This window comes from Paucibacter sp. B2R-40 (assembly GCF_025717555.1).
Taxonomy (GTDB): Bacteria; Pseudomonadota; Gammaproteobacteria; order Burkholderiales; family Burkholderiaceae_C; genus Paucibacter_A.
In genome coordinates, this window is sequence record NZ_JAJIRP010000001.1 from 368,204 (window position 1) to 381,980 (window position 13,777).

General features: G+C 63.8%; 11 protein-coding genes and 1 riboswitch. Of the genes, 3 read left to right on the top strand and 8 right to left on the bottom strand.

Annotated features, from left to right (window positions below):
* The first annotated feature begins 92 nt into the window (after positions 1 to 92).
* A riboswitch (cyclic di-GMP riboswitch) is annotated at positions 93 to 178 on the top strand.
* A gap of 148 nt (positions 179 to 326) precedes the next feature.
* A complete protein-coding gene (locus LNV09_RS01625; protein ID WP_263555323.1) occupies positions 327 to 2,021 on the top strand; it encodes a PPC domain-containing protein in 1,695 nt (564 codons plus the stop codon).
* Positions 2,022 to 2,034: 13 nt separating this feature from the next.
* Here LNV09_RS01625 and LNV09_RS01630 read toward each other — a convergent pair whose 3' ends face one another.
* Positions 2,035 to 4,794, bottom strand: coding sequence for a diguanylate cyclase domain-containing protein (locus LNV09_RS01630; protein ID WP_263555324.1), 2,760 nt, complete (start codon positions 4,792 to 4,794; stop codon positions 2,035 to 2,037).
* A gap of 234 nt (positions 4,795 to 5,028) precedes the next feature.
* On the opposite strand from LNV09_RS01630, the gene LNV09_RS01635 reads away from it, so the two are divergent.
* Together LNV09_RS01635 and LNV09_RS01640 are read left to right on the top strand one after the other, a co-directional pair.
* On the top strand, positions 5,029 to 5,940 hold the full coding sequence (locus tag LNV09_RS01635) for an alpha/beta hydrolase (RefSeq protein ID WP_263555325.1): 912 nt from the start codon (positions 5,029 to 5,031) through the stop codon (positions 5,938 to 5,940).
* A gap of 24 nt (positions 5,941 to 5,964) precedes the next feature.
* Positions 5,965 to 8,334, top strand: coding sequence for a CHASE domain-containing protein (locus LNV09_RS01640; RefSeq protein WP_263555326.1), 2,370 nt, complete (start codon positions 5,965 to 5,967; stop codon positions 8,332 to 8,334).
* Between the two features lie 64 nt (positions 8,335 to 8,398).
* On the opposite strand, the gene LNV09_RS01645 is transcribed toward LNV09_RS01640, so the two are convergent.
* The 7 genes from LNV09_RS01645 to LNV09_RS01675 form a co-directional block, all read right to left on the bottom strand.
* The gene (locus LNV09_RS01645) at positions 8,399 to 9,361 is read right to left on the bottom strand and encodes a hypothetical protein (protein ID WP_263555327.1); all 963 of its coding nucleotides are present in this window, start codon (positions 9,359 to 9,361) and stop codon (positions 8,399 to 8,401) included.
* Between the two features lie 44 nt (positions 9,362 to 9,405).
* The gene (locus LNV09_RS01650) at positions 9,406 to 9,882 is read right to left on the bottom strand and encodes a hypothetical protein (RefSeq protein ID WP_263555328.1); all 477 of its coding nucleotides are present in this window, start codon (positions 9,880 to 9,882) and stop codon (positions 9,406 to 9,408) included.
* 32 nt (positions 9,883 to 9,914) lie between these two features.
* Positions 9,915 to 10,811: a transporter substrate-binding domain-containing protein gene (locus LNV09_RS01655; protein WP_263555329.1), complete on the bottom strand. Its 897-nt coding sequence runs from the start codon at positions 10,809 to 10,811 to the stop codon at positions 9,915 to 9,917.
* Between the two features lie 12 nt (positions 10,812 to 10,823).
* Positions 10,824 to 11,471 carry a DUF3011 domain-containing protein gene (locus LNV09_RS01660; protein WP_263555330.1) on the bottom strand — a complete coding sequence of 216 codons (648 nt, stop codon included), beginning with the start codon at positions 11,469 to 11,471 and terminating at the stop codon, positions 10,824 to 10,826.
* 34 nt (positions 11,472 to 11,505) lie between these two features.
* Positions 11,506 to 12,192 (bottom strand): YiaD family glycine zipper/OmpA-like lipoprotein, encoded by a 687-nt coding sequence (locus LNV09_RS01665; RefSeq protein ID WP_263555331.1) that lies wholly within the window; start codon positions 12,190 to 12,192, stop codon positions 11,506 to 11,508.
* 147 nt (positions 12,193 to 12,339) lie between these two features.
* Entirely contained in the window at positions 12,340 to 12,675 is a 336-nt protein-coding gene (locus LNV09_RS01670; RefSeq protein ID WP_263555332.1) for a hypothetical protein, read from the bottom strand.
* A 255-nt stretch (positions 12,676 to 12,930) separates the two neighbouring features.
* Entirely contained in the window at positions 12,931 to 13,773 is an 843-nt protein-coding gene (locus LNV09_RS01675; protein WP_263555333.1) for a methylated-DNA--[protein]-cysteine S-methyltransferase, read from the bottom strand.
* Between the last annotated feature and the right edge of the window lie 4 nt (positions 13,774 to 13,777).

The following is a 13,777-nucleotide window of genomic DNA, read 5'->3' on the forward strand; positions in this document are numbered from 1 at the left end:
GGCATTCGAGCATTTCTTCACGCCGCACGCATCGCCGCTCGGCTCGGCCGCAAATACCGCTATCCAGCCGCGAGGGCGGCTCTTACACTTGCTCACATTCAGGGCACACCCGAGCGAAAGCCGGGGTCGCAAAGCTTCCGGTCTACAGCTTTTTAGCCAAGACAGCGGGGTTGCCAAGCCGAAGCTGGCCATTGCCAGTACTCTCAAAGAGGGGCTTGAGCACTCCACCGTGCTGGCAGCAGATCTGCTGTTCACCCCCCTCAAGCTGACCCCGCCGCGTCCCGTGTGAACTGAGCTTTATTCATCAAAGCCGGAGCGCCGCCACCATGTCCAAGCAGCCCACAAGCAAGTCGAATGCCTTCAACACTTTGCAGGCTCGGCTGCGCAAGGCGCCCCTCTGGGCCCGCACCTTGACCGGAACGGCGACGCTGGCGCTGGTGGGCGGTGTGACCTTGAGTGTGGTGGCGGAACCGCAGAGCGCGGCCGTGGTGCTCAGCGCCAATGTCTTGGCTGCGCCGGCCGGGCCGGTCGGCATGGCGGCGCCAAGCGGCGCCATGCCGGAGCTGCTGCCTGCCGTGCAGAGTGCGGCGGTTCAAACTGCCGCTGTTTCCGCGCCGGCGTCCAAGCCGCTCGCCGGGATCGAGATGCCGGCCGACTTCATTCCCGCCAACAGCGAAGGTTCGACCGAGCACGCGCCTTTTGGCCGCATCAAGCTGGCGGCCTTGAGCAATGGCCAGCAAGCCATTGATGCGCTCGGCGAGAATCTGCCCGCTGTTGCCGCCTGGTACGGCAAAAGCGCCGAAGAATTGACGACGCTGCTGCGCAGCGATAGCACCGTCCATATCGACACGCGCGGTCGGCTCTTATTCATCGACACCGGGGCGGGCAAGGCCGACGTCAGCCTCAAAGATGCGCACACCCATCATGTCAGCGATGCGAATATGGGCATCACCGAAGCCGGTGACAAAGCCACCATCGGCGTGCCCTCCACCGGCGGCGCACCGTTCCCGGTGGATCAGACCTTCGCACTGCATTCGCGCAGCAGTTCCTCGCGCATCATCTATCTGAACTTCAAGGGCGAGGGCGCCAAGCCCGCCTTCGATCTGGACAAAGTGCCGGGCACCTTCAGCGCGGTCGAGCGCGCGATGATCCAGAAAATCTGGCTGCGCGTGGCCGAAGACTATGCCGCCTTCGATGTCGACATCACTACCGAGGCACCCACCAGCATCGCGGGCAAGACCGGCGTGACGATTCTGATCACCAGCCAGGTCATTGACGCGGGCGGCTATGCCTATTTGAATTCCTTCGCGGCCTTCAAGGCCAACCCAGCCCCGGCCTTCTGCTTCCAGAACAATCTGGCCAATGCCGAGAAGCCGATCGCCGAATGCTTGTCGCATGAATTGGGTCACACCTTGGGCCTGCATCACCAAAGCACCAGTGCGCAAGCCTATTACGGTGGCTCGGGCGATGGCGATACCGGCTGGGCGCCCATCATGGGCGTCAGCTATTACAAGAACCTCACGCAATGGGCCAAGGGTGAATATTCCGGCGCCACCAACCGCGAAGACGCCTATGCCGTGATGTTGAAGCAGGGGCTGCCGGCGCGCGTCGATGACCATGGCAATAGCGCCGCAACGGCCAGTGCAATGACGCGCGTCGAAGCCAACGGCCTCGCCAATCTGAGCCGCACCGGCGTGATCGAAACGCCTGCTGATGTCGATGTGTTCAGCTTCGTGGCTGGGGCCGGCGCGCTCACTTTGACGGCTTCGCCCTCCAACTGGAGCGGCAATCTGGACCTGGCACTGGAGCTCAGGGACGCCAGCGGCAAGACCTTGGCCACCGCCAATACGCTGGACAAGCTGGATGCCAGCATCACCACCAAGTTGGCAGCGGCAGGCACCTACTATCTCTTTGTCAAGGGCGCCGGCAAGGGCAATCCGCTGCTGGCCGGCGGCTATAGCAACTACGGCTCCATCGGCCAATACAGCATCGTCGGCACGGCCGCGCTGAAGGCCAAGTAAAGCGACGCGGCCGTTAGGCCAGCGGCCGCATTGTTTCAATCCGCAGCCATCCGGCGTTAGCACTGGCCTGGGGTGACAGCAAAAGTTCGCTGACATCGCCCAGGGCCGGGGTTTTCGCCGTGGCGCTTAAACCCACCCAGGCATTGCGGCCGCTGCGTTTGGCCATATAGAGCGCTTGGTCGGCCAGCCCGACCACTTGCTGCCAGTCCAGGCGCTCGGGCTGAGCGGCGATGAAGGGCAGGGACGCAAACCCGACCGAGCAAGTCAGCGCCAAGGGCGCGGCCGCTTCGATCTCAAACGGCTGCTGCGTCACGGCAACGCGGATGCGTTCGGCAAAATCGGCCGCAGCACTCGCATTGGTGGCGCGCGCCACCACCAAAAACTCCTCGCCGCCCCAGCGCACCAGATAGTCGGAATCGCGGCAGGCCTGCCGCAAGCGCGCGCGCATCTGCACCAGCACCGCGTCGCCTGCCGGGTGGCCCCAGTCGTCATTGACGTGCTTGAAGTGGTCGATATCGACCAGCAAAAAGATCAGATCCGCATCTTGCGGCGCGGGCTGCACCGGGTGGCGCCGCCAGTCCTCGTAGTGGCGCAGACATTGGCTGATTTCGCCCGCCAGGTTCTGCTCCAGAAAGCGTCGGTTGCGCAGGCCGGTCAGCGGGTCGGTCAGGCTGATGTCCTTGAGCGACTGGTAAGCGCGCTCCAGCTCCTGGTTCTTGTCCAAGACCTCGGCCTGCGCCTGGTGCAGGCTGACCAGCGTGGCTTCCAGGCGCCGATAGTTCTGGGCGTTATCAATAGCGATTGCGCCATAGGCGGCAAGGCTGCGGAAAATCAGCCGCTCGCGGTCCGCATAAGCTTGCGCCTGGGTCGACTGGATCGACATCACGCCCAATAACTGCTCGCCGGCGATCAAGGGCATGAACATCGCGCTGAGCGTTTGCTGCGTGCCGGGTATGGGGTTGTTCTGGCCCTTTGGATCGATCTCGAGAAAGATCTCGTGCCGCTGGATCGCGCAACGCACGCTGTTGGCGCTTGGGTGCGCCATCGGAATGGAAAAACTCGCCATGCGTTGGCCGTCCTCCGCGCCATAGGCCAAGACCAGATTCTCGCCGGCCGCGTCGAGCAAATAGACGCTGAAATGGCTGGCCGCCAAAAGACCGTGCACATTGCGGTTGAGGGTTGCATAGACCGCCGCTTCGTCCAGATGGCCGGTTATTTCCTGGCCGATCACACTCAGGCGCCCGAGTGTGGCGCTGGTCTGACTCAGCAGCTCGCTGCGCTCGGTGTGGAACTTGGTCTCCAGCAAAATTTGGCGTTTGCTGACATCCTGCCCGTGCACCGCTTCGCTGGCGGCGCGCGCTCTTTGGGCGTAGGCATAAGCTTGGGCGTGATCGCCCAGCTTCGCGTATTCGGCTGCGATCGCGTCAAACACGCTGGGCGGAACGCCCTCCGTTTGCAGCTCGGGCGGGAAAGCCGCCAGCGACTGCAAGAGAAAGTGCAGGCTGGCGCTGGCCGCCTGCATGTCCGGCGGTGCGGGCAGGCGGTGCTGGCTGTGCAGCCTGGCCAAGGTGCCGAGCGCATCCGACAGATGCAAGGGCAGGTCGGCCCCCCGGGCCAGTTGCAGCGCCGTGTTGGCGGTGGCCAGGGCTTCGTCGGGCCGACCCAATTCGGACAGCGACAAGGCCGCGACCGCCAAAGCATGCAGGCGCAAATCCAGCGGACGCGCTTCGGCGGCGGGGGCATCGAACTGCCGCGCCGCCTCGAGGGCGGCTGCGGGTTGCTGCATATCGCGTTGCAATTCGGCCAGATAGACCAAACCGAGCGCAAAGGTGCGTGAGTGCTTCAGCGGTTCAAGCAGGGGCAAGGCTTCGTTCAGCGCGGCCTGGGCCGCTTCAAATTGTTTCAGCGAGCGTTGCACGCTGCTGACCTGCAGCAAGGCATTGCCCAGCACCAGGGGCCAGCCGGTCGAACGCGCCAGCGCCAGGCTGCGTTGCATCCATTCCAGCGCCTGGGTGTCGTCGTTGAGATTGGCGTAGGCCACGCCCAACAGCGTCATCGACAGCGCGATCTGGCGCACCATGCCGGCCCGCTTCAGCGGGCCGACGGTATGGCTGCAGATTCGAAAGACGGCCGCAAAGTCGGATTTCTGCAGCGCCTCAAAGGTCAAAAATTCATTGCACATCACATGCAGGGCCGGGTGCGCAGGCTTTGCCAGCAGCTCACGCACCTGCGCCCCCCATTGCGCCGATGCGGCCGGGGTGTTCTGGCGCAGCGCGGCATGGGCGATGCACAGCTGCGCGAATTCCATCCGGAAGTCGTCGCCGCTGCCGACGGCCATGGCGGCGGTCGCATCCAACTCGGCATAGCGCCCGGCCAAGTCACCACGGTCACCGGCGATGTGGGCCAGCAGCAAATGGGCATCGGCCAGGACCAAGATGTCGGGCAGGCGTTTGGCTTCTTGAATGATGGCCCTCGTTTGGCTCTCCGCCAGGTCGAGTTCGGCAAACAGCCAGTGGCATTCGGCCAAGAGCAGCTGCAGGCGCAGCCTATGGCGGGCAGTCTGCGGGTCATCAGCCGAGCCCAATGCCAACTCGGCCAGCGCCTGCTGGGCCAAAGACACCGCGCGGCGGCTATCGCGTTCACGCAAATGCCAAGCCAAGGCCACCTGGTCGGTACTTGGCACATGATTGGTTTGGCGCGGCATGCTGGTGCCGGTGCTGGCAAGCCTAGCCTCCAGCTGGGCAAAATCGTCGTCGGTCAAAAATAGCTGCATGGGCGCAAATCGGCGTCGTGGGTGAGTTTCGGGGTCGGGCTTGGGCCTTGCCAAAACATTGATTATTCCGTCTTTGCCACCTCTTGATCGGCCGAAAACCGACCGAGGCCGTACCAGCACGCGCCGCCAAGCGTTGTGCCGAGCCTCCCAAGCAGGGTTTGCCTCGGGGCGCCGCAGCGGTCTGCGGTCTTATCCTCAGCTTTGCTCTTCAAACCTTGCTGCCCAGGAGACGCCATGTCGAAACTTCACTTCAATGCCGAAACGCCTTTGTACACGTCGGACGGCAAGGCTTGGCGGATTGAACAGGCCGAGCTGCTGATGCAAAGCCTGGAGGCGAGCGGCAAGCCCCTTATTTTGTTCGTCCACGGGCGCGGCAAGGAGCCCGGCAAAAGCCTCAAAGGAGGCACTTTCACCAAGGGCTTGGCGGTACACAAGCTGGAGCTGGGCTATGACGCCCGTGTGCTGATGTTCAATTGGGACGCCGCCTTTGAGGGTTTCAATTTTTTCGACCGCACGCTGCCGCTGAGCCATACGCAGGCCGGGGCGAAGGCGCTGGGCCAAGTCTTGGAGGCCTTGATCAAGCACAGTGCCGCTCATCCCAAGGCCCGCAAGATGGCGCTGCTGGTACACAGCATGGGTGCGGTGGTGGTCGAGAAGGCGGTCGAGCAGGGCTTTTGGCCGGGCGTGAAGAACCTGTTTTCGTCGGTGCTGTTGACCCAGGCGGATGCCGATGATGTGGGCCACTCGGCCTGGCTGAATCGGCTCGCGCAGCGCGAAATGGTCTTCGTCACGCTGAATGCCGATGACCATGTGCTGCGGCGCGCCACCGATGCGCGTCCGCCCGAATGCCATGCGCTGGGCCTGGGCACCACCGAGCCCTTGGCGCCCTTGGCGACGTATATTGACCTCGGCCGCATGGGCGCAATGGGCCAGAAGGATGAGGACCACGAGGTTTTTGGCAAGGGGGCGATGAACGGCCAGCTGCATGTTTGTCACTTCTTCGAGCAAGTGCTCAAGGGCCAGCCGGTGCTGCTTGATCCGGCCAGCAATTTGGAGGGCATCGAGCGTGAGGTGATCTATCGGCTGAAGAGCCGCCATGAGCCCAGCAATCCTTGCTTGAGAGTCCCTAAACTGCCTGGTGACTGAATCTGCGGACCTTTCAAATTGCCCATGCCCAAACTCACTGACGCTCAGCATCCGCCCCGTCAACCACACCTAGGCGCCGGCTTGCTCGACGGGCTGTTGATCGCGGCCATCGCATTGGTCGGCGCCAGCATCAGCCTGTTGGGCTACCGATCCTTGCACCAAGCAGAGGCGATGCGCCGCGATGAGATTCTCAACGCCGCTGCGGAGACCGTGTTGAGCTCGGTGGAGTTGGAACTGATGCGGGCGGTGGAGGCGGCGAGAAATGGCGGTCTGATGCTGCAGCTGCAGACCCATTTGCAACGCGCCGACTTCAATCGTTATGCGCAGGGCCTGACTCGGCAGCTGCCGAGCGTGACGGTGCTGGAGTGGCAGCCGGTGGTGGGCGCGCTTGAGCGCGCGCAGTTTGAGGCCGAGGCCAGGGCCCAGGGTTTGCAGGGCTACCGCATCGTCGAGCCCGACGAGAAGACCGGTGTCTGGCTGGCCGCACCCGCCCGCGCCGACTATTTGCCGGTGCTGTATGCCTGGCCAGAGCAGGGCGCAGCCTTGGGCTTCAATTTGGGTGCCGACGCGCTGCGCATGGCGTCCAAGTTGCAGGCAGCGGCCAGCGCCGAGCCGGTCGCGTCGGAGAGTTTCCGGGTGCTGCGCGGCGATATTTCGGCCTCCAACGCATTTGGTTTCGCCATCACGGCGGCGGTGTTTGGTGACCCCGATCGTGCAGCCGCTTCGTCCACCAAGCTGCGCGGCTACCTCGCGGTGGTGATTGAGTTGCCGACACTGTTGGCGCAAGCTGCCGGGCGCGCCGATGCAGAGCATCTGGACTTGTTGTTGTACGACCAGGGGTCGATGAGCAGGCCCATCTATACCGGCATAGGAGTGGGCAGTGACGTGAGCGCGCGGCCTGGGCCGGCGAAGGTCAACGAGCAAATCAGCCCGCAAAGTGGGGACTGGGTCAAGACATTGCGGGTGGCGGGGCGCAATTGGCAAATTGCGCTGCGCCCCCGGCCGGCCTTTTATGGGGCGCTGCCTCAGAGTCACGCCGGCTGGGTTTTGGCATTCGGAGGTCTGAGCACCTTGCTGCTGATGTTTGCGGCCCGGCGCATGCAGCAGAGCCGCCGCAAACTCCAAGGCGCGCAGCAGTCCTTGCTGGCCGAGCGCGAGCGTCTGCAAAATGTCATCACCGGCACCGGCGCCGGCAGCTGGGAATACGACTTCGAGACCGAAGCGATGCAGGTCAATCAGCGCTGGGCCGAGATGGCGGGCTTGGATCTGCAAGCATTTCGAGCCAGCTCAGGCTACCGCTGGTACGAGGATTGCCACCCGGACGACCGAGCCATGATTCGGCAAAGCCTGATGAAGCATCTGCGCGGTGAAAGCGAGAGCTATGAAGCCGAATACCGGCGCCCGCATGCCGATGGGCGCTGGATCTGGGTGGCGGCGCGCGGCAAGGTCTTGCGCAGAGACGCTCAGGGGCGTGCCTTGATGATTGCCGGCACCATGGTGGAGATCGGTGCACGCAAACAGGCCGAGGCGCGCATCCTGGAACTCAACAGCACGCTGGAGCTACGCGTCGCGCAGCGCGGCGCCGAGCTGGAAGAGGCGATGGGCAAGCTGCGGCACTCGCAAGAAGAGCTGACCCGCAGCGAGGCGCGCGCCACGCTCAATACGCTGGCCGCCGGTGTCTCGCATGAGCTGAGCACGCCGATGAGCAATAGCCTGATCAGCGCCAACACCGTGGCCGCCTTGTCCAAAGAATTTGCCCAAGCGATGGCTGAGGGGAATTTGCGGCGCAGTGAGCTGACGCAATTTGTGCAGCGGGTGCGCGAAGGCAGCGAGCTGGCGGCGCGCAATATTGAGCGCGCGCTGGATCTGATGCAGAGCTTTCGCCAAGTGGCCACCGACCAGGCCAGCGAACAGCGTCGCCGTTTCGATTTGGGCGGCGCGGTGCAGGAGCTGCTCGAAGCCCTGGCGCCGAGCCTGAGGCTGCAGCCGCACCGCCTGTCACAGCAGATACCCGAAGGTATCGTGCTGGACAGCTATCCCGGCCCGCTCGGCCAGGTCTTGACCAATCTGATCAATAACGCCTATTTGCATGCATTCGATGGCAAGACTCAAGGCGGTGAATTGCTGATCACGGCGCAGGCGGCCGGGTCCAATCATGTGCGCATCAGCTGCAAAGACAATGGCTGCGGCATGGATGCCGCCACGCTTGAGAAGCTCTTCATTCCCTTTTTCAGCACCAAGATCGGCAAAGGCGGCAGCGGCCTGGGCATGGCCATCATCGACAACCTCGTCAGCAAGACCTTGGGTGGCTCACTGCAGATCGAGTCCACGCTAGGCCAGGGCACCACGGTGCACATCACCTTGCCCCTGGTTGCGCCGCTGGACAGGGATTGAAGCCTGCCGTCCCTTGCTCACTCAGCCTGCGCACGCCGCAAGAAGCAGCTTCAGCGCAGCAATTTCAGCGTTTGATTTCGCAGCTCTTCACTTTGCCGGGGTAGGGGTCGTTGCCGAAATAGTTGTTGCGGCAAGGTACACCATTGGTGCCGTCGCGGTAGACGTAGCGACCCGAGGCGCCGTAGCGCACCTGCGCGAAACCGCGGAAGTCACAGTTCTCGTCTTCAGCCGCGCAGCGGACCCAGTTGGCCGAGTCGCCGCCGTCGTTGTAATGGCCGACCTGCACCTCGCAATGCTTCAGCACGCCGTCTGCGGGGTCACCAAAGGTCCGCACATTGCAGGACACGTCGCCCTTCATCGTGCGAGTCTTCCAGTTGTGGCCATCACCGAAGCGCACCAGGCCGCTGCCCTTGATGCGACAGGTGTCGTTTTCGGCCGCGCAGTAGCGCCAAGCATTGGCGGATGAGCCGGCACCCCAGCCCGCCCAGGAGCCCTGGTTGCTGTTCTCATAGCCTTGGTTGCCCGAGCGGCGAATCTCGCAGAACTTGGTCACGCCGCGCACCGGATCACCGAAGTCCGAGACATCGCAGCGCACGCCGCCGTAGGCCGTGCGGCTGACGAACCTATTGCCCTGCCCGAAGCGCACCTCGGCCGAGCCTTTGAATTGGCAGAATTCACCCTCGGCGGCGCAAAAGCTCCAGCCCAAGGCTGTGCCCGGGTAGTTGCCGCTGCCGTCGTTGCCGCTGGTGCGGATTTGGCAGCGCTTGGGCACGCCGGGTGCTGGGTCGCCGAAGGTGTCGTTATTGCAATCCACATTGTTGGAGACCGAGCGGCTGGTCCAGCGGCCATCGGCGCCGTAGCGCACCATGGCTCGGCCGGAGACGCGGCAGGTCTCATTCTCTTCGGCGCAAGTGCGCCAACCGTCCTCGTAAGCCAGGGCCACTTTAGGACTGGCAACACCGACGCATGCAACGGCGGTCAAAAGTAGTGCCTGAAGCAGGCCACGGGTGCGCATTTTAAAACTCACGGGGTTCTCCTGATTTGCCATCGCGGGCTTGATTTGATCGCAATCTACTCGCTGACGATCTGACCCTTGGTGCCTGCATCCGAGTCGTTCCAGCTGTCCTCGCCCTGCAAGCGGCGATCGCCCTGAATCCGGAAGGTGATGGTGCCGGTTTTGAACATCAGCCCACCGTCACTGCGTTTGGCTTTGACTTGCTTGCCATTGACCCAGACATGCTCTTTGGCATCGATGCGTATGGTGGCGACGGTGGCGCCCGAGTCAGATTTGGCGACCCATTGGCCGGCGTAGGGGTTGGCTGCAGTGGACTTGGCTTGAGGCGCAGGTGCAGCAGCTTCGTTGACGAAACCGGCCTTGGCGTTCTCGGCCTTGGTCTTGGTGATGTCGCAGCCTTGGCCTTCAGAGATCTGAGTGCAGCCGGAGCGCTCCAGTTGTTGCGCGTACTTGGCGTTGATGGCGAAGGCACTGGACTGAGCCATCAGGGCGACCAAGGCCACTGCAGCGAGCGCGAGGGGTGTTGCTTTCATTGCGGTACTCCGTGGTTGAAATCAAATGAGACTCAGGGTGTCGGCTCAGGCGCGAGGCTCCAGTGCAGCAGTCGCTCGTCGAGCCAGCCGGCTTGGCGTTGGATGGCGATCCAGGTGTTCAGAAAGCTCAGGAAATCGGGATCGCCCTTGCGCACCGCCAAGGCGGCCATCGTGCTGCCGACCGGCAGTTGGAAAGGCAAGTAAAGCTCGGGCACGGCGCGCGCAATCGCTGCTGGCGTCAAGGTAGCCAGCAGCGCCACCTGGGCTTGGCCCTTGAGCACCGGGCCGAATGGCTCGCCCTCGACCTGCAAGAGCTTGGCGCGCGGGAACAAACGCTTGGCCAGCGCCACCTCGGGCGTGCCCGCGCCGACGGCGACCGTCACGCCGGGCTGATTCACATCAAGGACGCTGTTCAGTTTTGTGGCGTGGCGCTTGCTGGCGACGATATGCACGCTCTCGGTTGCCGTGGGCTGGGTGAAATTGACCACCAGCGCGCGCGGCGTCGTGACCCACAAACCGCTCGCAATCAAATCGAAGCGCTGCGCGATCAGGTCCGGGATGATGTCGGCCCAAGTGGTGGGCACAAACTCGACCGCCACACCCATGTCATCGGCCAGGCGCCGGGCGATGTCGACGCTATAGCCGCTGAACTCGCCCTTGGCATTGCGCATCACCATGGGCACCACCGGTACCACACCGACCCGCAAGACGCCGCGCAGGCGCAGCGTGGCCAGCGTGTCGACTGTGGGCGGGCGCAGCACGGGCGGCGCCAGCTCCACCGTCGCAGGGTGCGGAACCAGGCCGGCGGGGTCGAAGAAGGCGGAAGCTTCGGGTGCCGACGCCGCAGGCTGCACTTGAGACTGAGCAGAAATCGCCAGACTCAGACCGACGCACAGCAAGGCCGTCTTGCGTAGAAGATATTTCAGCATGCTGGCCTCGGTTCAGTAGCCGCCGCCGGCCAGATTGAACTGGACGCGGTGCTGGGGGTTGTTGACGTCGACAGCGAGAAAGCCCTGGCCCTGCCGGCTGATCTTGAAGCGCTGACGGCCGGCCTGCAACTGGTCGCCGCTGAGCTGGCCGGTGAACTCGTTGTTGCCGGCGCGGCCCTTCACCGACCCGCCGGGCAGGATGGTCAGCTGCACCGGGGTGCGCTCGGTCTCGTCATAGCCGCTGAAGCTGCCGACCGCCCAGTTCTGTACCTCGCTGCCTTCTTGCGTGGCTTGCTGATTGCGGCTGGACGCCATGGCCGCCAAGGCCGCCAAGCCCACTACCGCCACGCCAATGCCAATGGCCTTGTCGCGGCTGCGGTGATTGTTGTCGTCTTTGCCGACTCGGAACTCGGCCGCGCAACCGTGATCCACCCAGACGCCATAACGGTCATAACCCCAGGAGCGGTTCTCGCGGCAACTGATGCTCGACAGCTGGCGCGACAGCTCGACCCGGTCATCGGTGTCAACCCGGCAATAGCGGTAGTTGAAGCCGCGTGATTCGCAGCGAATGGTTTGTTCGGCCCGAGCCGGCAGCGGCACCGCCACCATAGCCACGCAAATCAGCCCGCTCAAGGGCCGCGTCAGAAAATTTCGAATCATCTGCTCTCCTGTCGGTGCGAGACTAGAACGCGCTTCAGTAGCCGTTGCTGGCCTGAACTTCACGCAAGAAGATCTCAACCCGGCGGTTGCGCGCCCGGTCTTCGGCCGTATCGTTGGGCACCAGCGGCTCACGCGCGCCGCGTCCGGCCACCTCGATGCGCTCGCCCTTGATGCCGCGGTCCTCCAGGAAGCTGCGCACGCTTTCGGCGCGGCGCAGTGAGAGCGGGTCATTGATAGCGTCGTTGCCGGTGTTGTCGGTATGGCCCACGACGCGGATCTTGGTGCTGGTGTGGTCGCGCTCTAAACCCGTCGCGAATGCTTCGAGCACGGGCCGCAGCTTGGGCTCCAGGGCCGCACTGCCGGTGGCGAAGGAGATGTCGCTGGGCACTTGCAGCTTGAGCTGGTTGTCGGGCGTGCGCGTGACCTGCACGCCGGTGCCGGCGGTGGCTTGCTCCATCGCGCGGCGTTTGTCTTCCATGTGCTTGGACCACAAATTGCCGCCGACCGCTCCGGCCACCGCGCCAATCGCCGCGCCGGTGCCGGCCTTGCCGCCCGTGGCCGAGCCTATCAGCGCGCCGGCCACTGCGCCGATTGCCGCACCCTGCGCGGTGCTTTGCTGCTGTTGATCCATATTGGCACAGCCCGACAGCAATGCAGCTGTGGCGGCCAAGCAGGCCAATGCGCTGGCCTTGCGGGAGGGGTGGAGGGTTTGACGCTGCATCGCTCGGTCCAAGAGTGGTTTAGGACGCACCTGTAGGCACGGGTGCCCCGGTCAGCATATCACCAAGCTAACGCTCCAAGAAGGCGGTTTCATGACCCCAACCGTGCCAGCTATTTTGGCTTGCCAAGCCGGCTTCGAGTAGCTTCACTATTTGCCAGGAACAACGTTGAACTTGTCCGACGACAAGGCCTTCTCCTGGTGCCCGGGCGGACAAGCTGAGTTGGCATAGCTCACTTCGGTGCCCTTTGTGCATCGGCGCAGTGTGCCGTGCGGAATAGGCGTTTGGCCGGTCGTTTGAGAGGCCGATTGAGCAGGCCCCAACGCCGGTGCGTACTGACGTACCGTTCCATTGTCAAAGACGATAGGTTTTGCCTTCGCCGCAGTGCTCGTCAGCAACTCTTGCAGAGCCAATCTGTAGTGCCAGATCAGGCCTATAAAGATCAGCAACAGTAAGGCCCGGAAGACGATGCGAAGCAAGACCATAGTGATGGCAGAAAGAGGGATCGGAGGTGAGCAAGCTGTTGGCTGGGCAGCGCTTGCTTGTCGGCTCGCGCGCCATTGACTCGCGTGAACAGCCATCAGTTTAAGGCGTTATGTGATGGCAATCCAGCTGACGCACAATTTGACGGGGCCATAGAGTCTTGCCGAGCCGGAAGACTGTGCCAAAACGGTACATGAGGTCCCGTCTCGGCGGGCCTGGGTATGTCCTCAGGCCTGCACCAGCAGCTGGTCCTGGCGCTAGCCGGCGCGCGCCAACTCCAAGCCCAGCAAGGCCCGCTTGGTTTGCGGCCCCCAGCGGTACTCGCCAAACGCCGCATTTGCGCGTATCACCCGGTGGCAGGGGATCAGGTAGGCAATCGGATTCGCCGCCACGCAACTCGCCACCGCGCGCACCGCCTTAGGCGCGCCGACCAGTTGCGCCAACTGCCCATAGGACAGGACCTGACCCTCGGGCACGGCCATCAAGGCTTGCCAGACTTTCAGGCGCAGCGGCGTGCCTGACAAGGCCAGGCCAATCGGGCGGCTCGGCCCCAGGCCTTGCATGCGGCGCTGCAGCTCGGCGATGATGGGTGCCAGCGAGGCATCATCCTCCGTCCATTGCGCCAGCGGCAGCTTGACAGCCGCTTCAGCGATCAATTGCTCGGGGCTGGCACCGCGACTGAACACCAGCGACACGACCCCGCGCTCGCTGGCCGCCAGCCAGACCCGGCCCAGCAAGGTCTCGGCCAGCGCCCAGCGCAAGGTGAGGCCGGCGCCTCCGGCCTTGAACTCGCCCGGCGTCATGCCGTCAGCGCCGATGAACAAATCATGCAACCGCGACGGGCCAGACAGGCCTGCGCCCCAAGCCGCCTCCATCACCGAGGCCGTTTGGCTCAGGCTTTGCTTGGCGCGCTCAAGCGCCAAGGCCTGGGCGAACTCTTTGGGCGTGACGCCCGCCATGCTGACAAAGCTGCGCTGAAAGTGGAACTGGCTCAAGCCCGCTTCATCGGCCAGGGTCTGCAAGGGCAAGGGCTGGTCGGCCAGCGCGAGGCGCTCGATGGCGGCGCGAATGCGTTGGTAGCTGATGTTCGGATCTTCCATGGCG

Excerpts from the sequence above, each read along its gene's own strand:
- LNV09_RS01650 (WP_263555328.1), bottom strand. The coding sequence starts at position 9,882 with ATGAAAGCAACACCCCTCGCGCTCGCTGCAGTGGCCTTGGTCGCCCTG.
- LNV09_RS01640 (WP_263555326.1), top strand. The coding sequence starts at position 5,965 with ATGCCCAAACTCACTGACGCTCAGCATCCGCCCCGTCAACCACACCTA.
- LNV09_RS01675 (WP_263555333.1), bottom strand. The coding sequence starts at position 13,773 with ATGGAAGATCCGAACATCAGCTACCAACGCATTCGCGCCGCCATCGAG.
- LNV09_RS01655 (WP_263555329.1), bottom strand. The coding sequence starts at position 10,811 with ATGCTGAAATATCTTCTACGCAAGACGGCCTTGCTGTGCGTCGGTCTG.
- LNV09_RS01665 (WP_263555331.1), bottom strand. The coding sequence starts at position 12,192 with ATGCAGCGTCAAACCCTCCACCCCTCCCGCAAGGCCAGCGCATTGGCC.
- LNV09_RS01625 (WP_263555323.1), top strand. The coding sequence starts at position 327 with ATGTCCAAGCAGCCCACAAGCAAGTCGAATGCCTTCAACACTTTGCAG.
- LNV09_RS01630 (WP_263555324.1), bottom strand. The coding sequence starts at position 4,794 with ATGCAGCTATTTTTGACCGACGACGATTTTGCCCAGCTGGAGGCTAGG.
- LNV09_RS01660 (WP_263555330.1), bottom strand. The coding sequence starts at position 11,471 with ATGATTCGAAATTTTCTGACGCGGCCCTTGAGCGGGCTGATTTGCGTG.
- LNV09_RS01635 (WP_263555325.1), top strand. The coding sequence starts at position 5,029 with ATGTCGAAACTTCACTTCAATGCCGAAACGCCTTTGTACACGTCGGAC.
- LNV09_RS01670 (WP_263555332.1), bottom strand. The coding sequence starts at position 12,675 with ATGGTCTTGCTTCGCATCGTCTTCCGGGCCTTACTGTTGCTGATCTTT.